The organism is Limnobacter olei (assembly GCF_029087225.1).
GTDB lineage: Bacteria > Pseudomonadota > Gammaproteobacteria > Burkholderiales > Burkholderiaceae_B > Limnobacter > Limnobacter olei.
Genome location: NZ_JARFJD010000033.1, coordinates 13,026 through 34,439 on the forward strand (window position 1 = coordinate 13,026; position 21,414 = coordinate 34,439).

At 52.7% G+C, this 21,414-nt stretch carries 20 protein-coding genes; 9 read left to right on the forward strand and 11 right to left on the reverse strand.

What is annotated here, in order from left to right:
* Window positions 1-8: 8 nt before the first annotated feature.
* Genes PY990_RS15185 through PY990_RS15195 form a run of 3 tightly spaced genes read left to right on the forward strand, consistent with a single transcriptional unit; the run spans window position 9 to window position 3,882 of the window.
* Window positions 9-3,128, forward strand: coding sequence for an efflux RND transporter permease subunit (locus PY990_RS15185; RefSeq protein ID WP_105027827.1), 3,120 nt, complete (start codon window positions 9-11; stop codon window positions 3,126-3,128).
* Window positions 3,129-3,157: 29 nt separating this feature from the next.
* Complete coding sequence (locus tag PY990_RS15190; protein ID WP_275272338.1) at window positions 3,158-3,550, forward strand: hypothetical protein; 393 nt, start codon at window positions 3,158-3,160, stop codon at window positions 3,548-3,550.
* A 2-nt stretch (window positions 3,551-3,552) separates the two neighbouring features.
* Window positions 3,553-3,882, forward strand: coding sequence for a YnfA family protein (locus PY990_RS15195; RefSeq protein WP_275272339.1), 330 nt, complete (start codon window positions 3,553-3,555; stop codon window positions 3,880-3,882).
* Here PY990_RS15195 and PY990_RS15200 read toward each other — a convergent pair.
* Window positions 3,879-5,210 (reverse strand): ABC1 kinase family protein, encoded by a 1,332-nt coding sequence (locus tag PY990_RS15200; protein WP_275272340.1) that lies wholly within the window; start codon window positions 5,208-5,210, stop codon window positions 3,879-3,881. The genes PY990_RS15195 and PY990_RS15200 overlap by 4 nt on opposite strands.
* 110 nt (window positions 5,211-5,320) lie before the next feature.
* Window positions 5,321-5,632 carry a hypothetical protein gene (locus PY990_RS15205; protein WP_275272341.1) on the reverse strand — a complete coding sequence of 104 codons (312 nt, stop codon included), beginning with the start codon at window positions 5,630-5,632 and terminating at the stop codon, window positions 5,321-5,323.
* Between the two features lie 187 nt (window positions 5,633-5,819).
* On the opposite strand from PY990_RS15205, the gene PY990_RS15210 reads away from it, so the two are divergent.
* The 3 genes from PY990_RS15210 to PY990_RS15220 all read left to right on the forward strand — a co-directional run bounded on the left by PY990_RS15210 (window position 5,820) and on the right by PY990_RS15220 (window position 9,610).
* The gene (locus tag PY990_RS15210; protein WP_275272342.1) at window positions 5,820-6,551 is read left to right on the forward strand and encodes a heavy metal response regulator transcription factor; all 732 of its coding nucleotides are present in this window, start codon (window positions 5,820-5,822) and stop codon (window positions 6,549-6,551) included.
* 32 nt (window positions 6,552-6,583) lie between these two features.
* The gene (locus PY990_RS15215; protein ID WP_275272343.1) at window positions 6,584-7,867 is read left to right on the forward strand and encodes an ATP-binding protein; all 1,284 of its coding nucleotides are present in this window, start codon (window positions 6,584-6,586) and stop codon (window positions 7,865-7,867) included.
* Window positions 7,868-7,984: 117 nt separating this feature from the next.
* Window positions 7,985-9,610 (forward strand): phosphoethanolamine transferase, encoded by a 1,626-nt coding sequence (locus PY990_RS15220; RefSeq protein WP_275272344.1) that lies wholly within the window; start codon window positions 7,985-7,987, stop codon window positions 9,608-9,610.
* Here the strand turns inward: PY990_RS15220 and PY990_RS15225 are convergent.
* Window positions 9,519-10,247 carry a phosphatase PAP2 family protein gene (locus PY990_RS15225; protein WP_275272345.1) on the reverse strand — a complete coding sequence of 243 codons (729 nt, stop codon included), beginning with the start codon at window positions 10,245-10,247 and terminating at the stop codon, window positions 9,519-9,521. The two genes, PY990_RS15220 and PY990_RS15225, sit on opposite strands and share 92 nt — an antisense overlap.
* Before the next feature lie 219 nt (window positions 10,248-10,466).
* Between PY990_RS15225 and PY990_RS15230 the strand changes: the two genes are divergently transcribed.
* The gene (locus tag PY990_RS15230; RefSeq protein ID WP_240605654.1) at window positions 10,467-10,577 is read left to right on the forward strand and encodes an MICOS complex subunit MIC60; all 111 of its coding nucleotides are present in this window, start codon (window positions 10,467-10,469) and stop codon (window positions 10,575-10,577) included.
* On the opposite strand, the gene PY990_RS15235 is transcribed toward PY990_RS15230, so the two are convergent.
* From PY990_RS15235 to PY990_RS15270, 8 genes are all read right to left on the reverse strand, one after another.
* Window positions 10,569-11,483 carry a cation diffusion facilitator family transporter gene (locus tag PY990_RS15235; RefSeq protein WP_275272346.1) on the reverse strand — a complete coding sequence of 305 codons (915 nt, stop codon included), beginning with the start codon at window positions 11,481-11,483 and terminating at the stop codon, window positions 10,569-10,571. The genes PY990_RS15230 and PY990_RS15235 overlap by 9 nt on opposite strands.
* Before the next feature lie 12 nt (window positions 11,484-11,495).
* Window positions 11,496-11,852: a DUF3147 family protein gene (locus tag PY990_RS15240; protein WP_105027835.1), complete on the reverse strand. Its 357-nt coding sequence runs from the start codon at window positions 11,850-11,852 to the stop codon at window positions 11,496-11,498.
* 9 nt (window positions 11,853-11,861) lie between these two features.
* Window positions 11,862-15,035: an efflux RND transporter permease subunit gene (locus tag PY990_RS15245; protein ID WP_275272347.1), complete on the reverse strand. Its 3,174-nt coding sequence runs from the start codon at window positions 15,033-15,035 to the stop codon at window positions 11,862-11,864.
* A 65-nt stretch (window positions 15,036-15,100) separates the two neighbouring features.
* On the reverse strand, window positions 15,101-16,594 hold the full coding sequence (locus PY990_RS15250) for an efflux RND transporter periplasmic adaptor subunit (protein ID WP_275272348.1): 1,494 nt from the start codon (window positions 16,592-16,594) through the stop codon (window positions 15,101-15,103).
* Window positions 16,595-16,606: 12 nt separating this feature from the next.
* Window positions 16,607-17,896, reverse strand: a complete 1,290-nt coding sequence (locus PY990_RS15255) for a TolC family protein (RefSeq protein ID WP_171097043.1) — start codon at window positions 17,894-17,896, stop codon at window positions 16,607-16,609.
* A gap of 91 nt (window positions 17,897-17,987) precedes the next feature.
* Window positions 17,988-18,347 carry a hypothetical protein gene (locus PY990_RS15260; protein WP_171097045.1) on the reverse strand — a complete coding sequence of 120 codons (360 nt, stop codon included), beginning with the start codon at window positions 18,345-18,347 and terminating at the stop codon, window positions 17,988-17,990.
* A 27-nt stretch (window positions 18,348-18,374) separates the two neighbouring features.
* Window positions 18,375-19,703: an ATP-binding protein gene (locus PY990_RS15265; protein WP_275272349.1), complete on the reverse strand. Its 1,329-nt coding sequence runs from the start codon at window positions 19,701-19,703 to the stop codon at window positions 18,375-18,377.
* Window positions 19,704-19,705: 2 nt separating this feature from the next.
* On the reverse strand, window positions 19,706-20,401 hold the full coding sequence (locus PY990_RS15270) for a heavy metal response regulator transcription factor (RefSeq protein WP_275272350.1): 696 nt from the start codon (window positions 20,399-20,401) through the stop codon (window positions 19,706-19,708).
* A 167-nt stretch (window positions 20,402-20,568) separates the two neighbouring features.
* Between PY990_RS15270 and PY990_RS15275 the strand changes: the two genes are divergently transcribed.
* Window positions 20,569-20,898 carry a hypothetical protein gene (locus PY990_RS15275; protein ID WP_105027843.1) on the forward strand — a complete coding sequence of 110 codons (330 nt, stop codon included), beginning with the start codon at window positions 20,569-20,571 and terminating at the stop codon, window positions 20,896-20,898.
* 64 nt (window positions 20,899-20,962) lie between these two features.
* The gene (locus PY990_RS15280; RefSeq protein ID WP_275272351.1) at window positions 20,963-21,343 is read left to right on the forward strand and encodes a hypothetical protein; all 381 of its coding nucleotides are present in this window, start codon (window positions 20,963-20,965) and stop codon (window positions 21,341-21,343) included.
* The last annotated feature ends 71 nt before the right edge of the window (window positions 21,344-21,414 follow it).

The following is a 21,414-nucleotide window of genomic DNA, read 5'->3' on the forward strand; positions in this document are numbered from 1 at the left end:
GCTTTGTCATGTTTCAGTTTTTACTCGACAGCAGCCTGAAGAACCGGCTGTTGGTGTTGTTGGCGGCACTTATCCTGACCTTGTACGGTGCATTCACACTCACCCAGACTCCGGTGGATGTGTTTCCCGATTTGAACAAACCCACCGTTACGGTGATTACCGAGGCCGGGGGCATGGCCTCGGAAGAAGTGGAACAACTGATTACCTTTCCACTGGAAACCGCGCTGAACGGCTTGCCGGGGGTGGAAGTAATCCGTTCGGTGTCCAGTGCAGGTTTGTCGTTCATCTACGTGACGTTCAATTGGGATACTGAAATTTACCGCGCACGGCAAATGGTTTCAGAACGGCTTTCCAGCATGGAAGAATCCATTCCTTCCGGGGTTGCACCAACCATGGGGCCGGTCAGTTCCATCATGGGCGAGATCATGCAGATCGCCATACCGATTGATGTAAAAAAAATCTCGCCGATGCAAGTGCGTGAATACGCCGACTGGGTGTTAAGGCCCCGTTTGTTGTCCATTCAGGGTGTGGCGCAGGTCATTCCCATTGGTGGCGAGGTGCGGCAGTTTCAAGTACAGCCCAATTTGCAGCGCATGGTTGAACTGGGCATCACGATTGAAAACGTGCAACAGGCCCTAAGCGGTTTTGCGTCCAACACCTCGGGCGGTTTTTTGTCGCTCAATGGCCGCGAGTACCTGATTCGACATTTGGGCAGAACTTCGTCACTGGATGATTTGCGCAATGTGGCAGTGGGTTCCCGAAGTGGTCAGGCCGTGTTGCTTAAACAAGTTGCTCAAGTGGATTTTGCAGCGGCCGTGAAGCGGGGCGATGCAGGCTATGAAGGCAAGCCGGCCGTCATTCTGGGCATTCAAAAACAACCCAGTGCCGATACCATCAGCCTGACCAATCGCATTGAAGAGGCTTTGGTTGGTATGAGCAGCAACTTGCCCGAAGGCATGGAAAAACCACGGGTTACTTTTCGGCAGGCAAGTTTTATTGAATCATCCATTTCAACCTTGCAAGGCAAGTTGATTGGTGCCTCGGTGTTTGTTGCTGCTGTGCTGTTTTTCTTCCTGGGCACTTTGCGCCCTACGGTGATCGCGCTTACGGCAATACCCGTGTCCATTTTCATGACCGCCCTGGTGTTTAACTACTTTGGTTTGTCCATCAACACCATGACCCTGGGCGGTTTGGCCATTGCCATCGGTGGTTTGGTTGATGATGCGGTGGTGGACGTGGAAAACATTCTTCGCCGTTTGAAAGAGCAACGGGCCAGGCACCCCGGTGCCTCATTCGACCTGATCGCACTGGTTCGAAAAGCATCGCTGGAAGTGCGAACCGGCATTGTGTACGCCACGGCCATTATTGTGCTGGTGTTTATTCCGCTGTTTGCGTTGCCGGGCATTGAAGGCAAGCTGTTTGTGCCTTTGGGCATTGCGTTCATTGTGTCCACGCTGGCCTCGCTGATTGTGTCGGTCACAGTAACGCCGGTGTTGTCGTATTACTTGCTGCCGCGCATCAAGAACCTGGACCATGGCGACACCAAGGTACTGGCATGGTTGAAGGCCAGGTATCAGCAAAGCCTGATGCCCGTTTTAAACAAGCCGAAGGCTGCCATTGCGGCCGGTGTGGTGGCAGTGTTGATTGCGGGTGTTTCAGTGCCGTTTTTTGCCAAAACATTTTTGCCACCGTTCAACGAGGGTACCTTGTTGATCGGTATGCGCTTGAATCCGGGCGTTACTTTGGAAGAATCGTCAAAGCTGGCTTCGCAGGCCGAATTGCTGCTTCAGGGTGTTCCGGAAATTACCCATGTGGGTCGGCGTAGCGGCAGGGCTGAACTGGACGAGCATGCCGAGGGTGTGCATGTGTCTGAACTGGATTTGGGTTTGATTCCCGCAAGTGAAATGACACGCCCCATGGCCGAAGTTCAGGCAGATATTCGGGCAAGGCTGAAGAACCTGCCGGCAGCCGTTGCGCTTGGGCAGCCCATTTCACACCGAATTGATCACATGCTCTCGGGCGTGCGTTCACAAATTGCCATCAAGGTGTTTGGTGAGGATCTCGACACCCTTCGGGGCACCGCAGAGCAACTGCGTGCGCAGTTGGCCCGCATTGATGGTCTGGTTGATCTTGAAGTTGAGAAACAGGTGTTGGCTCCGGAAATCAAGGTGCGGATCAATTACGACGCCGCTTCCCGGTACGGCGTGTCGTCCTCCGATATTCTGCATTCACTTCAGGCTCTGGTGGAAGGCGAGAAAATTACCCAGGTGGTGGAAGGCAACCGGCGTTTTGCTTTGGTGTTGAAGCTGGCTGAAGCGGATCGAGGCCCGCAGCAACTTGAACGGTTGCTGATCCCAACGCCCCAGGGTGCAGTGCCTTTGTCGGTGCTGGCGCAGGTCGAGGACGGCGATGGCCCCAACCAGATCAGCCGCGACGATGGCAAGCGCCGAATCGTGATTTCTGCCAATGCCCAAGGCCGGGCCTTGTCGGAAGTGGTGGCCGATATTCGCAACACAGTCGATGGCCTTGAATTGCCTGAGGGCTATTTCATTACCCTGGGTGGGCAGTTTGAAGCGCAGGAAGAGGCCACACGGCTGGTGGGTTTTCTGTCCATTATTTCGCTCACTTTGATGTTCGCTGTGTTGTACAGCCGTTACCAGTCAGTGCGGCTGTCGGCCATTATCATGGGCAATATTCCGCTGGCCATGGTGGGCGCCGTACTGGGCCTGTGGCTGTCGGGCCAGCCGCTGTCGGTGGCGGCCCTGATCGGCTTCATTACGCTGGCTGGAATTTCCGTGCGCAACGGGATTTTGAAAGTCAGCCACTACATCAACCTGATGCGGTTTGAGCATGAGCAATTTTCACAGTCCATGATTCTTCGCGGCTCTATGGAACGCCTGAGCCCTGTGTTGATGACTGCCCTGGTTACCGCGTTTGCCTTGGCTCCTTTGCTGTTTGAAGCTGAGCGCCCTGGTACCGAAATTTTGCACCCTGTGGCGGTGGTTATTTTCAGCGGGCTGATCAGCTCGACCTTATTGGACACTTTTTTAACCCCTGCACTGTTCTGGGTTTTTGGGCGCAAGGACGCTGAAAAACTGATGGAACAGGCCGACGCGCAAGCGTTGTAATTTTTTTAATTTGAACAAGGAGAATGAACATGAAATCAATCAAATTGCTGTGGTGCGCACTGGCACTGGGTTTCGGTTTGAATACCGTATCGGCAATTGCGCAAGGAAAAGACATACACAGCACCGAGCCCAAATACGGCGGTATCGTGTCTGAAAGCAATCACATGGAGTTTGAGCTGGTGGTAAAGGCTGAGGGCACTTCGCTGTACGCCATGGATCATGGCCAGCCGGTGGACTTCAGCAAAGCCTCTGGCAAAGTGATTCTGTTGAATGATGGGCAAAAGAAAGAGATTGTATTAACCGGCAATTCCACCGTGCTTCAAGGCGAGGGTGTTGAACTGAAAACCCCGGCTTACACGGCACTGGCCACGGTGGAGTTTGCAAACAAGAAGAAAACCACTGTGCGTTTTAAAACAAAGTGAACATGGAGTTGCTGAAACTCTCGGCCTTGTTCGCGGTCACTGCGGTGTCTGAAATTCTGGGTTGTTACCTGCCATGGCTTGTTCTAAAACAAGACAAAACGCCATGGCTCTGGATTCCCGCAGTGGGATTTCTTGTGTTGTTTGCGTGGTTGCTTACTTTGCACCCGTCAGCCGCTGGCCGAACCTATGCAGCTTACGGTGGCATGTACATCACCGTTGCTTTGCTTTGGCTGTGCTGGGTTGAGGGTGTTGGCTTGACACGGTGGGATGTAGCTGGGGCCTTGCTTGCACTTGCAGGCATGGCAACCATCATGCTTCAGCCCAGGGTTTAGGTGTTCACGCACTGTGAAACATCCACCCGCGCCTTCAAGCGGGTGACCAGCAAAAACAGCCCACCCAGTTTGCGGTGAATGAACAGGCAGTCAATGGGCGGGGCGTGCCAGAATTGGCGGTCTTCGCCGAGCTCAAAGCCTTTGTCGCGAATTCGCGCAGCCAGGTCGGTGTTGCCAAAATCAAAATAACCCTTGGTGCAAAATGGCTCGCAGGCCAAATCCATCAAGTCAAGTACAAACTCCCTGTGGTGGGTTTGCGTGCTTGAATCGAAATAGCCAATGCGGGTCGCGGCCTTTTCCATCAGGCTGCGGCTGCCTGCCTGTGCAGCTTTCATCACGTCCACATAACCGTCCACCAGTTCTTTATCAAAACTGCGGGTGGCACCAAAATCAAGCAGCACCACTTTGCCGGTTTTTGGGTTGTAGCGGTAGTTCGCAAAATTCGGGTCAGTTTGCATCAAGCGCATGCCCGGCAATTCTTTGAACAACAACTCGAACATCGTGGTGGCAATTTTGTCGCGAACGGGTTGGGTAGCGTGCGCCATTTGTTCGATCGATACGCCTTCCACATAACGCATGGCCAATATGCCGCGTGTGGTTAAGCGGGTATTGACCGTGGGAACTTCAAACCGTTCGTCTTCGCCCAGTGCTTCGGTGTATTTCGCGATGTACTCAGCTTCCCGTAGGTAATCTGCCTCTTCATGCAACTGCTTCTTTGCTTCAGCAAGCAATGCGGCTAAATCAAAGGTTTTAGGGACCAAGCCCGTGAAGCGCAAAATGGTGGCCACATTGTCGATGTCGCTGTCGATGCTGTCGCGCACACCCGGGTACTGAATTTTAATGGCTAGCTTTTCACCGTCCAGTGAAATGGCCTCATGTACCTGGCCAATCGATGCGGCAGCGATTGGTGTCAGGTTGAATTCGCGCACTCTCTCGCGCCAGTTCTTGCCCCATTCTTTTTCAAGTACAGACAGCAATTGTTTGCGGGGCATGTGTTTGCCATCTTGCCGAAGCTTGGCCATGATCTCGGCCAGTTGGGGTGGCAGCATGTCGCCTGCATCCATCGACACAAGTTGGCCCAACTTCATGGCTGCACCCCGAAGTTGAGCCAACTGATCGGCCACGCGCAGGGCGTTTTTAGGGGTCAGCAAGAGGCTGCTCAGCTTGGGCCGTTTTCCCTGTGCCAATTGTTTGGTGCCGTTTTTAACCACCGAGCCGGCAACTGTGGTGGCCAGGGCGCCAAACCGGCTTAAACGCGCGAAGCGCCCCGAAGGCACAGCGGATTCGTTTGAATGGTTAAAGGCGGGAGGTTTTTTGATGGACGACATGCGGAGGACTGCTTTGAAGCAACTGTGGACTTCATCTTAAAACAAAAGGCGCCTGTGCGGGGAATCACAGGCGCCCTTTGAAAACCGGCAAACTACCCGGTTTTTGGCAATTAGCTGGCATCACCTTCGGTCAGGTCAACACCCTTGATCTTGCTCAGCACTTCGGCACGAGTAGTCGTGGAAGCTGTTGTTTGCACTGGCTCACTGGCATCCCCAGCCACAGGGCTGAATTCACCGGTTTGTACTGCTTTCTGATATTCATTCAACACAGCTTGGCGTGTAGCTTGGTTACGCTGACTTTCGACTGCCACTACATGACTGGTACCATCGCCTTGCTGGGTTGCTGGGTTGGCCATGACCACGGCTGGAACAGATGCTGAAATGGCCAATACGGAGGTAGCGATCAATTGACGTGCATTCATGGTAAATCTCCTTTTGAGGTACTTCATTCAATTTTGCCGTTGCGTTGTTGCGTTGGCATGAGTCGTACTTTACGCAGGGTCGAATTACCAAGCGCCCACTGGCACATTACAAATTTGTAATTTAAAAATATGGGCCCAGCTTCTATACTGCGTGTTGTGTTTACTTGGCCGCAGTGGTGCAGTTTCGATGAAAATTCTGGTGATTGAAGACGAAAAAAAACTGGCCAGCTACCTTCAAAAAGGGCTGAGTTCGGAAGGCTTTGTGGTGGATGTTGCCCACAACGGCATTGACGGTTTGCACCTGGCCACCGAGGGCCATTACGAACTCATTATTCTGGATGGCATGTTGCCTGATCTGGATGGCTTGGGCGTTTTGGCCGCCTTGCGCCAAACCATGAACATTCCCGTGCTTATGCTGACGGCCCGTTCCATGGTGGAAGACCGTGTGAAAGGTTTGCAGGCGGGTGCCGACGATTACTTGACCAAGCCTTTCGCTTTCTCTGAATTGGTGGCTCGTGTACATGCACTGGCGCGCCGTGCGCAAGGCCAACCCAGTGCCACTGCCGACAGCAGCCACCTCGGCCTGGCGGATCTTGAACTGGACGCAGTAAAGCGCCAGGCCAAGCGGGCTGGGCAAGACTTGCGTTTGACCGCCAAAGAATTCAGCCTGTTGTGGTTGCTGTTGCGCCGAAAAGGCGAGGTGCTTTCGCGCACCGAGTTGGCGGAACTCGTGTGGGACATGCACTTTGACAGTGAAACGAATGTGGTAGATGTGGCGGTGCGGCGCTTGCGCAGCAAAATGGACGAACCTTTTGACCAGCCCCTGCTTCACACAGTGCGAGGTATGGGTTACGTGCTGGAGCAACGTGCGGTGGTTGAGCAGGCCAATGAGCAGGCCGCAGGGGACTTTCCATCGTGAGGCGTTCAATAGCAAGGCGATCTTCATTGCAAATGTCGATACTCAGTATTCTGGGCGTGGGCATTATCGCCATCATCAGTTACCAAGCCATTTGCATGTGGCAAGACATGCGGCACCAGGACACACTCAGCCGCGCGGCTTCCAGTGTTGAACAGGTGTTGGTCCGCAACAGCGAGCTTTTGCCCACCGAAATGTGGGGCCGGGTGGATGAATTGCTGCTCAGCCTCGGAAATGTACGTGCCAAAGTGCATGGACAAAACGGACAAGTGTTGTATGGCCCGCAAGTGTTGCTGAGCCAGGTGAAGCACAAAGTAACCTTTATGCACCCCTTGAATGGATTGGGGGGCAGCATGCCCATGAACGATCTTGAGCTGGCCATGGATGTGTCGGAAGACAAAAGGTTTTTGAAGTTCATTGCTTTGCTGTTTACGGCGGTGACGGTGGTTTGGGGTTTTTTCATCATGCTATTGAGCGGCACACTGGCTCGGTTTGAACTGAAACCCCTGAACAAGTTTGGGCGGAAAATTGCGGATTTTGATCCTTCAGATATCAACGCCAGAATCAAAAGCGACCATGAGCCCGAAGAGCTTTACCCGGTTGTTGAGCAGTTCAACAAGCTGATGGGCAAGGTGGGTCAATACCAGGAGCAATTGCGCTCGTTTAATTCCAATGTGGCACACGAGTTGAACACACCCTTGTCCAGCCTTACTGTGAGCCACGAGTTATTGCTGCGCGAGAAGAACCCCGATCCCGAGCATTTGAAAGAAGCCTTGCACAGCCACCTTGAAGAACTGCAACGCATGAACCGCATTATTCAAAGCATGCTGTTTTTGTCGCATGCCAGTCAGGGTCAGTACAACGATTTTCGTTGGGTTGAAAAGTTGAGTGAACCAGTGATGACAGTGATGGACTACATGGAGGCCATGCTGGAGGAAAAGCATTTGCATTTTGAATTGCAGGGTGACGCTTCGGCACGCATTGATTCCGAATTGATCAAGCGGGCTTTGTCCAACCTGGTGTCCAACGCGATTCGGTATGCCGAAGAGGGTAGCACTATTCACATTCACATTGAACCAACACAGGCAAGTGGCCTGGTTAGGATGACTGTAAGCAACAAAGGCGTGTGTATTCCCGATCGTAGCGTGCCTCATTTGTTTGAGCCTTTTTACCGGGTGGATCAATCACGTAATCAAAGCGGGCACAACCATGGTCTTGGCTTGGCGATTGTGGCTGCCATTGCCCGTTTACATGGAGGAGAACCCTTTGCGCAATGTGATGGGGATTGGGTACGCATCGGGTTTTCAGTGAAACAATAACGAGCTGGATCAAGTCGCCTGGAGGCCAAGCTAGGGGTAAATCAGTGGCATCGGTGTACAATTTCGACACCAAAATAAAAGTCGCCTTTGCTGGCCGTATTGATCAGGAACAACACCATGTGGCGCAATATTTTCAATCCGCAAAACCGTTGGATAGCGGGTGTTTCTGCGTTCCTTATGCTTTTGGCCAACGGTAGTTTTACAAGCCGCTTGATGCAAGCCTATCCCCTCTTCGATGGCAATGTGTTGTTTGTTGCATCCGTATTTTTGTTGTTTACCCTCGCCACCACTTTGTTGTTGGTATGGTTGTGCCATGGGCGTGCAGCGCCTTGGGTATTGGCTTTTTATTTGATTGCTTCAAGCATGGCGGCGTATTTCATGTCGACCTACGGCACGGTGATTGACCAAACCATGCTGGAAAACACCTTGCAAACCAATGCGGCCGAGGCAGGCGACCTGTTTTCGATTTCCATGCTGTTGTACTTGTTGGTTCTGGGTGTGTTACCTGCCTGGTATGTGCTGCGGCGCATGCCCAGGGCAAAGGGCCTTGCAACAGAACTTCGCGCCAAGGCATTGTTCAGTGTGTGTTTGCTGGCAGGCATGGTGTTGTTGATTGTGCCTTTTACCTCCCAATACGCTTCATTTTTTCGTGAACACAAAAGCCTGCGCTTTTACGCCAACCCCACGTATTTCACCTACTCGGCCATTCGCTTGGCCAGCAGCAAAATCAAAGGCAGTGCTGGCCCCGTGGTGGTGCAGGCAGTTGCGCCAGACGCTGCATTGAATGATGAACCCCCACAGCACCCCAAAGAACTGATTGTTTTGGTGGTGGGCGAAACGGCGCGTGCCGACCGGTTTGCCCTGAATGGCTACACCAAACCAACCAACCCCATGTTGGGCAAAGAAGATGTGGTTTCTCTGGGCAATGTTACTTCCTGCGGTACATCAACCGCCGTGTCGGTGCCCTGCATGTTTTCACTGGCCGGGCGCGAAGGCTTTGATGGAGAGACCGTGCATGAATTCGAGAACGTACTGGATGTGCTGAAACGCCAGGGTGTTGAAATTTTGTGGCGCGACAACAATTCCGATTCCAAGGGTGTTGCAGTTCGTTTGCCCTACGAGAATTTTCGTGACCCGGCCATCAACCCGGTGTGCGATTCAGAATGCCGCGACACCGGCATGCTGGTTGGGCTTGAAGACCACATTAAAAAAAACCCCGGTAAAGACCTGTTGATTGTGTTGCATCAAATGGGCAACCATGGCCCCGCTTACTACAAACGCTACCCGCCAGAGTTTGAGCGGTTTACGCCTGTGTGCAAAACCAATGAATTGTCAAAATGCACCGACGAGGAAATCAACAACGCCTACGACAATGCAATTTTGTACACCGACCATTTTTTGGCACAAACCATTGCTTTGCTGAAAAAATTCGACTCAAGCCATGAAACTGCAATGCTTTACGTGAGCGACCACGGCGAGTCCCTGGGTGAGCAAGGCATGTATTTGCATGGCGCACCGTATGTGTTTTCGCCCAGGGAACAAACCCATGTGGCTTCGGTGTTGTGGTTTGGAAAAAACTTTGACTACCGTACTGACGACTTGAGGCTGGTCAAGGATTATCCTTTCACGCACGACGACTTGTTCTGCGCACTTATGTTGACTTTCGAGGTTGAAAGTGGCGTTTGCACGCAGCGAACCAATGCTTTGAAAGCTCATTTTGAGCAGCAAGGGCAAACAAGGTAACACCCCAGCAAAGCCATGTTGTGGCTAGTACATGGCTTACAAAATGGGCACCCTTGGCAATTTGCACGCCGCCAGCCAGCCCACCCATCAACAGCACCGCGATGGTCATTGTGCTGCGGTGTTGCCTCAACCACGGCATTGGGCTGTACAACAACACAATCCACATGAATGCGGTGGATGCGTGCCCGCTGGGAAAGCATTTTCCGGGTCCCGGGTTCGCAACAACACGGGTGTTTTGAAACAACCGGAAATAATCGGCTGTTCCGCCGTACAGCTTCAAATCCCAAGGGCAACTGTGCACGGACTGGGCCTTCAGTACGCTGACCACCAGTGCGGTCAGCAAGCTGACCAGCAGAATAAAAATAATTGCTCCCCCATATTTCAGCCTGAAAGGTTTTAAGCACAACAGAAAACCAAAACCCAGCCAAATGCCAGCCGCAAGCCAACGCAAACCATCGTGTAGAAGAAGGCCAAGCCACTGGTTTTGTTTCAATGGAAAATTCGCTGCCTGCGGATCAAAAAATACATTCGAAATGGCCTGGTCCCAGCCCGTGTAGCGGTTAAGAAAAACAATGAACAGACCTAGCAGTGCCCAGGCTGCCCAGTGGTGAATTCGGGTTGGGTTTTCAAACAGCAAATTGATCTCCTGGCCCTGAGAGGGTAGCCACACTACACCGGGTTGATGCGATAAGAGCAGTTTAACCGGCTCGCTGGGGCCGAGAAAGAGGGATTCCGGGAAGTTTCAAAAACTCATCGATGCAGAAACGCATCTAATGTTGCGCTAAGTTTGCATGGGCAAAGTAGGAACTGTCACAAGCAAACCTGCTTGATTGACTTTCAACTACGGGGTGAAATTATGAAACAGAGAAAATTGTTTACCGCCCTGATTGTAACCGCAAGCGCGATTGCCGGGGGAAGCCTCGCATATGCCAGCAACAACCCGGCAGACCTGGGCGCTTCATGGTGAGCCGGTGTAGCTGTGTTCTCCACTCGCATCGCTACACGGTGTAGCCTCAAGCTGTATGGTGGTGTGGTGCAAGTCAAACCGGTTTGCCAGCATGGTGCGAATTTGTTGAAGCAAATCAGTCCAATCCACCTCCCGGTGCTGGCATACCACATGAACTGACAAGCTGGACTTGCCGCTGGAAATGGACCACACATGCAAATCATGAATGCTGTCCACGCCACAGTGGCTCGACAGTGCCTGCTTTATCTCGTCAATGTTCAAATGTTCCGGTGTGCCCTCCAGCAAAATATGTGTGCTTTGTTTTAACAGGGCCCACGCACGTGGCAGCACCCAAAGCCCGATGCCCACGGCAATTACGGAGTCGATCCAGCCCCAACCCGTCCATCGAATCAACAAGGCACCCACGATCACGCCCACAGATCCCAGCATGTCGCCCCACACCTCAAGGTAAGCACCCTTGATATTCAGATTGTCGTCTTTCGAGCCGCTCAGGATTTTCATGCAGATCAAATTCACAAGCAGGCCAAGTGAGGCAACAATCAGCATCACGTTCGACTGAATATCGGGTGGATTCGATATTCGCAGGTACGCCTCTATCAGAATGTAAATGGCCACCCCGAACAGCAGAATGGCATTGACAGCAGCCGCCAGAATTTCGAAACGGTGGTAGCCAAATGTACGTTTTGAATCAGCCGCGCGTTTTCCAATTTGAATGGCTGCCAAGGAAATGGCCAACGCCGCAGAGTCGGTGAACATGTGTGCCGCATCGGAAATCAAAGCCAGGCTGTTGGTAAATATGCCGCCCACAACTTCGGCCACCATGAAGCTGGTGGTGAGTATCAAGGTGATCCACAGCGGTTTTTCGTATCCTTCTACTTTCACATCATGGGAATGTCCTGCGCCCATATTGTCTACCCCTTATTTAAACCAAAGTTGAACACCAAAACCCGCTGCCACTTTCACTGTTATGGCGAAGCAAACCAGAGTAAGCAATGCGCTGCCCGCCAGCGAGAACACAAACCCCACCTTGGGCAACAGCCAGGGGAAGGCCAAAAACATGGGCAGGGTGGGCAGCACATACCAGAATGTCAGGTAGGCGTGGTTGGCAATTTTTTCCTGCGGTGCCTTTTCAACAGCAAGCCAAATCAGCGTCAGCACCGTGACCATGGGCAATGCTGCGATCAACGCGCCCAGTTTGTCACTGCGCTTGGCCACTTCGGAAATAAGGACCACCAGGCCTGCGGTGGTCAGGTACTTCAAAATAATCCAGCCCATGTTGCTAGCCTATGTGTTGTAAGCAGGTTTTGCTTGTTGATCAGTAACGTTCATTTCCTCTTCCTTGCGGTGGGTCAACCGGTAAAGAATGGGAAGCACCAGCAGGGTAAGGGCGGTTGATGACAGAATTCCCCCGATTACTACTGTGGCCAGGGGCCGTTGAACCTCAGCGCCGGTACCCGTGGCAATCGCCATCGGAATAAAGCCAAGTGAAGCCACCAGCGCGGTCATCAGCACCGGGCGAAGCCGTGTCATGGCACCGTCATGAATGGCCTTGTCTAAGGGCATGCCCTCCTCGCGCAGGCTGCGGATAAATGAAATCATCACCAGCCCGTTCAGCACCGCCACACCAGAAAGTGCAATGAAGCCCACCCCCGCTGAAATTGACAATGGAATGTCGCGCAACCACAAGGCCAAAATACCGCCAGTCAATGCAAACGGTACACCCGTGAACACAATCAAGCCATCCCGAACGTTGTTGAACATGATGAACAACAACAGGAACACCAGAAACAGTGACAGCGGAACTACAATTTGCAGTCGTTTGGAGGCCGATTGCAACTGTTCAAACGTACCCCCCCAGCTGATCCAGTTGCCTGCTGGTACTTTCACCTTCTGCTGAATCTGGCTTTGAGCATCGGCCACAAATGAACCAATGTCGCGGCCACGCACGTTGGCGGTTACCACCACGCGGCGCTTGCCATTTTCCCGGCTGATTTGGTTTGGCCCGGGTGCGATGTCCAGGCTTGCCACATCACCCAGTTGAACAAACAGGGGCATGTCGCTGCCAGCCGTATTGCCTGGCAACTGAATGGGCAGCCGCGCAATGGCCTGCAGGTCGTTTCGCAGCGCTTCGGGCAAGCGCACGGTGATGTCAAACCTGCGATCGCCCTGAAACAGCACACCTGCTTCCTGCCCGCCAACGGCCATGGCAACGGTGTTTTGAACGTCGGTCACGTTGATGCCAAACCGTGCAGTTTTTTCGCGATCAATTTGAACGGTCAGCATGGGCAGGCCCGTGGTTTGTTCTACTTTCACGTCTGCTGCGCCATCGACTTTTTCCAGCACTTCGGAAATTTCTCCGGCCACGGTATTCAGTGTGTCCAGGTCATCACCAAATACCTTCACAGCCACATCACTTCGCACACCCGACAACAATTCATTGAATCGCATTTGAATGGGCTGGGTGAATTCATAGTTGTTGCCTGGTATTTTCATGACAGCGGTTTGCATGGCCTCCACCAGGTCGGTTTTGCTGCGGCTGGGGTCTGGCCATTCCGAGGTGGGTTTCAGCATCACGAAATTGTCTGCCACGTTTGGTGGCATCGGGTCGGTTGCAATTTCGGCCGTGCCAATTTTGGCAAATACACGGTCCACCTCAGGAAACTGCTTGATTGTTTTTTCCAGTTCAGTTTGCATGCCAATGGCCTGGCTCAAGCTGGTGCCCGGAATGCGCAGGGCATGCAAGGCAATGTCGCCTTCATTCAAGCTGGGCACAAATTCGCTGCCCATGCGGGTTGCCAGCAAACCCGATAAAACCACCAACACCACGGCAATTGAAAGCACCACCGGTTTGTTGGCCATGGACTTGACCAGTGCGGGTTCGTATCCACGCTTTGCCCACGTCATGATGCGGTTTTCTTTCTCGCTGACATTGTTTGTGATCAATAAAGCCACCGCTGCCGGAATGAAGGTGATCGAGAGAATCATGGCACCCAGCAGTGCCGCCACCACGGTGAAGGCCATGGGGTGGAACATTTTTCCTTCCACACCGGTGAGCGCAAAAATGGGCAGGTAAACCACCATGATGATGAGTTGGCCGAACAGCAGGGATCGTCGCGCTTCCTTGGAGGCCAGAAACACTTCATGAAAGCGTTCTTTGCGCGTGAGTGTTCGCCCCGCTTTGGTTTGTGCATGGGCCAAGCGGCGCACACAGTTTTCAACAATGACCACGGCACCGTCAATGATGATGCCGAAATCCAGTGCGCCCAGGCTCATCAAGTTGGCACTAACCCCGTTATTGACCATGCCAAAAAACGTGAACAGCATGGACAGTGGAATTACCATCGCCGTGATGATGGCCGCGCGAATATTGCCCAGAAAAAGAAACAGGATTGCAATTACCAGAATGGCGCCTTCAATCAGGTTTTTTTTCACGGTGTTGATGGCTTTGTCCACCAGCACCGTGCGGTCGTAAACGGTTTGCGCAACTACCCCTTCCGGCAGGTTCCGGTTTACTTCTTCCAGTTTTTTTGACACCGCTTGCGACACCACGCGACTGTTTTCACCAATCAGCATGAACACCGTGCCCAGCACCACCTCTCTGCCATTTTCTGTGGCGGCACCGGTGCGAAGTTCTTTGCCAATGTAAACCTGCGCAACATCTTTAATGCGAATGGGCACACCGGCGCGGTTTGACACAATCACGTTTTCAATGTCGGCAATGTTGTTGAGCTGACCCGGCGCACGGATCAAATACTGTTCACCCCGTTTCTCAATGTAACCAGCGCCCACATTGCTGTTGTTTTGTTCAACAGCCCGCAACAGGTCCTTCAGCGAAATACCCTGTGCAACCAGTTTGTCGGGCGAGGGTGCAATCTGGAATTCCTTGGCATAGCCGCCAATGGTGTTGATCTCGGTGACGCCGGGCACATTGCGTAGTTGGGGCTTGATGATCCAGTCCTGAATTTCCCGAAGATCCGTGGGGGTGTAGGGTGTGCCATCTTCTTTCACAGCCCCTTCTTTGGTTTCCACGGTCCACATGAAAATTTCACCCAAACCCGTGGAAATTGGCCCCATCGCGGGATCGATTCCGGCGGGCAGTTGCCCTTTGGTTTGCTGAATGCGTTCATTGACCAGTTGGCGTGCGAAATAAATGTCGGTGCCTTCCTTGAAAATCACGGTGACCTGCGACAGGCCGTAGCGTGAAATGGAACGGGTTTCCTGCAGGCCGGGTAAACCGGCCATCACAGTTTCAATGGGAAAGGTAATGCGCTGTTCAGACTCCAGCGGCGAGTAGCCTGGTGCGGAGGTGTTGATTTGAACCTGAACGTTGGTAATGTCGGGTACAGCGTCGATTGGCAATTTTTGATAACTGTAAATACCCAGGGCAATCAGGCCCACGGTTCCCAGCATCACAAACCATCGTTGTTCGATGGCGAAACGGATTATTTTTTCAAACATGATTCGGTACTTCCTCTGTTTGCGTGCATTGGCAAAGGGTGGTGCAGATGTGGGCAAGCGTTGAATCAATGGTCATGGCTTGCCCCTGATTTGCCGATGTCCGCCTTGATCAGGAAGCTGTTGGTTGCCGCGTATTGCTCACCCGCGTCCAGGCCGCCCAACACTTCAACGGTTTTGCCATCGTTGCGGCCCAGTTCAACCGGGCGTGCCTCAAACTGTTGGCCATAGCGACCAAACACGGCCGGTCCATCCAGAATGGTTTGAAGGGCTTCGGTTGAAATGGCAACCGGTACTTCACTTTCCTCGGCCACCAGTTCAACTTTCACTGGCAGCCCGGGACGCCACACAGAATCGGGGTTCGGCAACACAATGCGTGCAGTGGCGGTGCGGGTTTGTTCACCCACCAGGGAACCCACATACGCCACTTTGCCCACGCTTTCCGATTCAAATGCCGTGGCTTTCACGGTGGCTTGCTGGCCTACCTTCACTGTGTTCAGGTCTTTGGGGTAAATCGTCATTTCGGCCCACACGGTGGACAAATCGGCCACCGTGAAAATATTGGCGTCTTCTTTCAACGCCTGCCCCAAAGCAATGTTTTTTTCCACCACGGTGCCTGATATCGGTGACCGAATTTCATAGCGGGTCAGTTGGCTTCCAATGGTGGCGCCGCCATTGATCGAGGCGAGCTTTTGCCGTGCGTTCAGCACTGCAATTTCAGCCTCTTGCTTGGTATTGCGCGCTTGCAGATAATCTTGCTCGGCTGAAATTTTGTCTTCCCACAGTTTCTTTTCCCGCTCGAATGTGGTGTTGGCCAATGCCAGGCGTTTTTGCGCTGCCAGCAACTCGGTTCGCTGGTCTGCCAGGGGTTGGCTGGAAATTACGGCCAGCACTTGTCCCTTTTTAACCTGATCACCCGCGTTCACGGGGGCAGATTCCACAATGCCACTCAAGCGTGGCACCACGCGTACCGTGTTGTCGCTGTTGAACTGGATTTCGCCGATCAATTCAATGCTGCTTTTGATTTTGGCCGGGCCGGCTGTGGCCAGTTCAATGCCGCTTTGTTTCATTTGCTCGGCGCTCATGTCGATTCGGAACTCGATCTGGTCATAAGCGAAGCGGTATTGCTTGCCTTGGTGTTGCGCATTCACGGCAACACGGAATGAATGGGGCTCAAACACTACGGCATCGCCGCGCAAAAAATTGTTTGCAGGTGCAAAGTTGATGGTTTGCGGCTTTCGACCCAAGCGCTCAAGTTCAATACTTGCCTTGGTGGCCTCGGGGGGCAGCAAGGCGTTGTCTTTGTAGGTGTAAATTCTGAACTCGGGGTCTACACCGTCCTCAAAAATGGTCACCTCGACCCCGTAGCCGTCTTGCGCGAAATACTTGCCCCCTTTGGGTCCTTTGACAGGTTCATTGGGGTTGGCTTGTTCAAGTTGTGTGCCATTGGTTTGCCCAGGCTGGGAATTGCCTGTGGTTAAAATAAGGGCTGGCAGCAGGGCACCCACTGCAACAAGCAGGGCGATGGAAATGATTTGTTTCTTGCTGAAATTGCGTTTCATGATTAAGTGGTCCTACTGAATATTGGCTGGTGTTTGCCCAAGAATCCCTTGCAGTTCGGCGGCATACCGGTGGGATTGGGCGAGCGATTGCTGGCTTTGCGCCATGGCATCAAACAGGGTGCGTTGTGCGTCCAGCACTTCCAGAAAACTGAACTTGCCCATCTCGAAACCCTTGCTTGCAGCGTTGTAGGCGCTTTCTGCACTGGGCAAAATGCTGTCACGCAAGGCCAGGAATTCCTCGCGGGACGCGCTCAGGTTTTCGTATGCGGCTTGTAAATCGCGAGACAAGCGGTATTGCGTTGCTGTCAGTTCATCTTTGGCCTGGTCAGCGCGTCGCAGTGATTCAAGCAAGTTGCCCTGGTTGCGGTCAAAAACAGGGATGGGAATGGATACCCCAAAAATGGCCTGGTTCAAGCCAAGTTCCTGATTTTTTCGCCCACCAAGGCTCACCGTCACATCGGGTACGCCTTTGCTGCGTTCAACCTCGCTAATGGCCTTGCGGCGGTCCACTTCAATTTGGGCTTTCCGGTATGCAGGCGATTGCTGCAACCTGTCTTCCAGTGTCTCGATGGCGGGCAGCTCGGGCAGGTTTTCAAGATTGCCTTCAACGGTTTCAAAACCGACCCGGGATTCTCCCATGGCGGTGGCCAAACGTTTTTTAGACGATTTCAGCGCACTTTCAGCGCGTGCATAATCCACGCGTGCGCCAGCCAATGCAATGCCCGCTTTGGTGGCCTCGACAGGCGATACCTTGCCTGCTTCAACCCTTTTTTGTGCAGCGCGCTGGGCGTTTTGTGCCAGGTCGATGGAAGATTGGGCAAGCCGCACACGTTCCTGTGCAACCAGCGTGTCGTAAAACGCAGAGGTGACTTCGGTTTGCAGGGTGGCCCGCACCATGGCAAGGTCAGCTTCAGCAAGGTTCTTGCCGCGCTCGGCTGCATCAATTCGTGCAGAACGCTTTCCGCCCAGTTCAATGCGCTGGTTCAGTTGCAGGGTGCTGGTGCGGGTTGCACTTCGCGTGTCTTCAACCAGGGCCTGTAATTCGGGGTTGGGGCGGGTTTCAGCCTGGCGTATGGTGCCGTCTTGTGCCAGCAGCGCATTTCGGGCCGCTGCCAGTTCAGGGTTTGCCGCATAGGCCCTTTCAAGTGCGGTGTTCAAAGTAAGGTTTGTTGTTCGCGGCAAGCTGGCTTGCCCGGATGGGGAATTAAGCCCATTGCTGGTGTATTCGGGGGTGTTGCCCTGAGCCATGGCGGCACTGGGCAGCAACGCGGTCGCAGCCAGCGTTAGCAATATTTTTCGCATCGATTTCTCCGGTGTACAAAGGAAAGAATCGGCGAGACGAATTAACGCAGTCGTTTAATAAGGTGTAAAGACAGGTGTCGTGTCGCCGTAATCAGGCAGACACAGGCCACTTGGGGCGTTCAGGGCGGGTTTGACAGAAAAAGGAATACTTTGAAGTGCTCAGCACCTGTTGGGGTGAACTGAAATCAATGATCACGCCGTTCGCGTTGTCAGCCGAAAAGCCGATAAAGCTGGATGAATGCGAATGGTCGTGGTTTTGCGGATATTGGCTATCTTGATCGTCACCGGCATCAGCTTGGCTATCGTGGGCATGATGTTCATCTTGATGATGACCGAAATGTGATGATTGTTGCGCAAGCTCGTCATGCGCGCAATAATCCGCCACCGCGCCCCAGGAGGCCTGGAGCGGCAGCAGAAACATAAGGAACATGAAGATGAATGAACGATACATATTATTAGGATGTCATTTTTTCGGTGTTCATGTCAATTGCGGTTCTGTGTGAATCGAAAAGCCAATCACCGTAACTTGATTTTCGCTGCTTGCAAATACATCACCACCATGCAGTTTCGCAATTGCAGCCACAATGGCCAAACCAAGTCCGTGATTGCTCCCAGTGTCACTTCGCCCCTCTTCAGCACGGAAAAAGGGTTCGAACAAACGGTTCAGTTTGACTGGGTCAATTGTCGGGCCTTCATTCGAAACCTTGATCCACACCCTCTCTGCTTCTCGGGTAATTTGCACGGTAATTTCTGTGTTGGCCTGCGCATACCGAATTGCATTGGACAGCAAATTGCTCACTGCTCGTTTAATCAATTCGGTTTCAGCCTCCACCGTGGCATCGCTTTTAACTGTGATGCGAAGATCTCTGTCTTCGGCCAACTGTTCAAGGTATTCCGCGACTGATACCACCAACTGACGAAGACTTGGCACAGGTTGAAGTTGCAGTTCTCTGCCCTGGTTTGCATTGGCCAGAAACAGCATGCTGCGAATAATTCGTGCCATGCGGTCGAGTTCGTCGAGGTGATCACCGACAATTTTTTGAAGGTCCTCACCTTCAATCAGTTTGCGGCGTTGAAGCAGCTCATGGCTAATGGTCAAGCTTGACAGTGGTGTATTCAATTCATGTGCAACATTGCTGTTGAACAGTTTCAATTGCTCCCGGTTCTCGCGCAGTTGCCCCAGTAAGCGGTTGAATCCGTCGATGAAGGGTCGCAATTCAAGCGGGGCCTTGTGGTCGTCCAGCACAACATCAAGCGAGCGTGGCCCCAAATTGTGAATGCGTTCTGTCAGTCGATTGATGGGGCGCAAAACCAGGCGAATCAGTCGCATACTGATCAACACCGACACCAGGATCCACAACACGATGGACGATGCAAAAATTCCTGAAATGAAGTTCAGAAAACGTTCGTCATCTACGGTGCTCACTGCCAGTTCAACCCGTTTGGCTTGCAGTTGGGGAAGTTCTGTTTCAAACACTTGAGAGAATTCCCGAATAGATCCCTCTCCATTGAAGAACACCTCTGGCCCGAATATGCGATTGCCCTGGCTGTCAACAACGCGGGCTTGGGTTCGACCTTGCCCCCCCAACACTTCTTCCAGGCCATGTTTCACGTCTTCGGGTGAATATTCGGAAGCAGGTTTTAGTAAAAGGTGTTCAACTGCATGAAGCGCGCGGTTGGCGGTTTCTTCCTGTTGCTTGGCCTGCCAAAAGTGGATGCAGCAATACACAAGCACTGCGAGTAAAACCACGCCCAGTACACTGACGGAGCTGGTCAAACCGATGGTGGCTCTGGAAATTGATTTCACGGTCACTCCTTGCCCTGCGCCCGAATCTCAAGAACATACCCCATGCCCCGAATGGTATGAAGCAGCGGAATTTCGTAAGGGTCGTCCAGCTTGATCCTCAACCTGCGAATGGCCACATCAATCACATTGGTTTCGCTGTCAAAATGCATGTCCCAAATCAGTTCTGCAATTTCGGTGCGGCTAATCACTTCTCCCTTGCGGCGAAGCAGCAGCCACAGCAATGAAAATTCTTTGGCCGTTAGCCGCAAATCCTTGCCGCCGCGTTTGGCCGTGCGGCGCACCGCATCCAACTCCAGGTCCAGCAAGGTCAATACGGTGGTTTGGCTCTCTGCTGCAACTGTTGAAGTTCGGCGCCCCAGGGCGTGAAGCCTGGCCACCAGTTCGGCAAACGCAAAGGGTTTCACCAGGTAGTCATCTGCACCGGCCTTCAGACCGCTTACCCTGTCCTCAACCATGGCGCGCGCTGTAAGCATCAGTACCGGAATACTTTTTGATTGGCGCAGGGCGCTCAACACGGCCAAACCATCAATGTCAGGCAACATGCCATCAAGAACAATCACTTCGTATAGCCCCTGCGTGGCCAAATGCAAACCATCAATCCCATTGCGCGCCAAATCGACCACAAAACCTTCTTCGGTCAATCCTTTCTTCAGGTAATCGGCCAGCCGCAGGTCGTCTTCGATCAAAAGCAGTTTCATTGAATTGTCTTCATTTGGTGCACCGAAGCACAGTATAACCACCCCGAATTTGGTGAAGATTACATATTTGTAATGTACCGGGAAGGTAGCTGACAGGTGCCCCTGACTAGACTGAAGGCATGGGTTTAGTAAACAACCCTCCAATTCGAGTCAATCAGGAGATCATCATGAAAAATATTAAAATTGCCGCTGTTCTGATTACCACCTTCGCCATTGCTGCACCTGCAGTGGCACTTGCCGATGCTGCCTTCCACCCCGGTCAGGGCGATGCGGTGTATGAACCCCATCTGGGATACAAAGATCCAGCGAAATCTGCGTCACACGCAAGCAAGGGATTTCGCGGCTACAGCGCAAACATCATTGGTTCTGAAGCCAGCGGTGATGGGACCACACACGGTGATTGGGGTAACTCACGCTCTGGAAAATCCCGTCAGGAGGTGCTGCGTGAATTGCAAAGCCAAACTCTAGAAGAGCGTCGTCTTGCTAATTCGAACTAAAGGCAAGGTTTGACATCTGCGAAAGCGATGTTATTCTTTTGACAAAGAACCGGACCGCCCAACCATGACCAAAGTGATCAAATCACTGTTGATGTTTGTAATCGCCGCCTCTGTCATTTTTCAGGGTACGGCGCTTGCGGTCATGGTGGGTTGTCATACCGGATCTATCGAACAATCTGCCAGTGAGTTCAGCCCATCCCCGTCAATTCCGGATCATTGCGCTGAACACACCTCGGCCGGAAACGGACCACACCCGGCTTCAGCCGACCATGAGTCCCAAGAAAGGCCCTGTTGCAGTTGCGATGCCATATACAAGGCAAAACTCGACCTGCCAGTGGTTGAAGTTGGTTTGATCGAGTCCAAACCCCTTTTCTCCGTTTCTTTCTCTTCAATTCTACCCAGTGCCGACCTGGCGCTGCCTTACCGACCGCCCATTCTGGCTTAAGCCAATTCTGAATTTCATTTCTTGATTTCATTTTATCGGTGGAGGTACGTGTATGCGCACGGCTATTCAAT

What these genes read in the sequence shown, in the direction of transcription:
- PY990_RS15185 (WP_105027827.1), top strand. Translation starts at nt 9, where the DNA reads ATGTTTCAGTTTTTACTCGACAGCAGCCTGAAGAACCGGCTGTTGGTG.
- PY990_RS15190 (WP_275272338.1), top strand. Translation starts at nt 3,158, where the DNA reads ATGAAATCAATCAAATTGCTGTGGTGCGCACTGGCACTGGGTTTCGGT.
- PY990_RS15195 (WP_275272339.1), top strand. Translation starts at nt 3,553, where the DNA reads ATGGAGTTGCTGAAACTCTCGGCCTTGTTCGCGGTCACTGCGGTGTCT.
- PY990_RS15200 (WP_275272340.1), bottom strand. Translation starts at nt 5,210, where the DNA reads ATGTCGTCCATCAAAAAACCTCCCGCCTTTAACCATTCAAACGAATCC.
- PY990_RS15205 (WP_275272341.1), bottom strand. Translation starts at nt 5,632, where the DNA reads ATGAATGCACGTCAATTGATCGCTACCTCCGTATTGGCCATTTCAGCA.
- PY990_RS15210 (WP_275272342.1), top strand. Translation starts at nt 5,820, where the DNA reads ATGAAAATTCTGGTGATTGAAGACGAAAAAAAACTGGCCAGCTACCTT.
- PY990_RS15215 (WP_275272343.1), top strand. Translation starts at nt 6,584, where the DNA reads ATGTCGATACTCAGTATTCTGGGCGTGGGCATTATCGCCATCATCAGT.
- PY990_RS15220 (WP_275272344.1), top strand. Translation starts at nt 7,985, where the DNA reads ATGTGGCGCAATATTTTCAATCCGCAAAACCGTTGGATAGCGGGTGTT.
- PY990_RS15230 (WP_240605654.1), top strand. Translation starts at nt 10,467, where the DNA reads ATGAAACAGAGAAAATTGTTTACCGCCCTGATTGTAACCGCAAGCGCG.
- PY990_RS15235 (WP_275272346.1), bottom strand. Translation starts at nt 11,483, where the DNA reads ATGGGCGCAGGACATTCCCATGATGTGAAAGTAGAAGGATACGAAAAA.
- PY990_RS15240 (WP_105027835.1), bottom strand. Translation starts at nt 11,852, where the DNA reads ATGGGCTGGATTATTTTGAAGTACCTGACCACCGCAGGCCTGGTGGTC.
- PY990_RS15245 (WP_275272347.1), bottom strand. Translation starts at nt 15,035, where the DNA reads ATGTTTGAAAAAATAATCCGTTTCGCCATCGAACAACGATGGTTTGTG.
- PY990_RS15250 (WP_275272348.1), bottom strand. Translation starts at nt 16,594, where the DNA reads ATGAAACGCAATTTCAGCAAGAAACAAATCATTTCCATCGCCCTGCTT.
- PY990_RS15255 (WP_171097043.1), bottom strand. Translation starts at nt 17,896, where the DNA reads ATGCGAAAAATATTGCTAACGCTGGCTGCGACCGCGTTGCTGCCCAGT.
- PY990_RS15260 (WP_171097045.1), bottom strand. Translation starts at nt 18,347, where the DNA reads ATGTATCGTTCATTCATCTTCATGTTCCTTATGTTTCTGCTGCCGCTC.
- PY990_RS15270 (WP_275272350.1), bottom strand. Translation starts at nt 20,401, where the DNA reads ATGAAACTGCTTTTGATCGAAGACGACCTGCGGCTGGCCGATTACCTG.
- PY990_RS15275 (WP_105027843.1), top strand. Translation starts at nt 20,569, where the DNA reads ATGAAAAATATTAAAATTGCCGCTGTTCTGATTACCACCTTCGCCATT.
- PY990_RS15280 (WP_275272351.1), top strand. Translation starts at nt 20,963, where the DNA reads ATGACCAAAGTGATCAAATCACTGTTGATGTTTGTAATCGCCGCCTCT.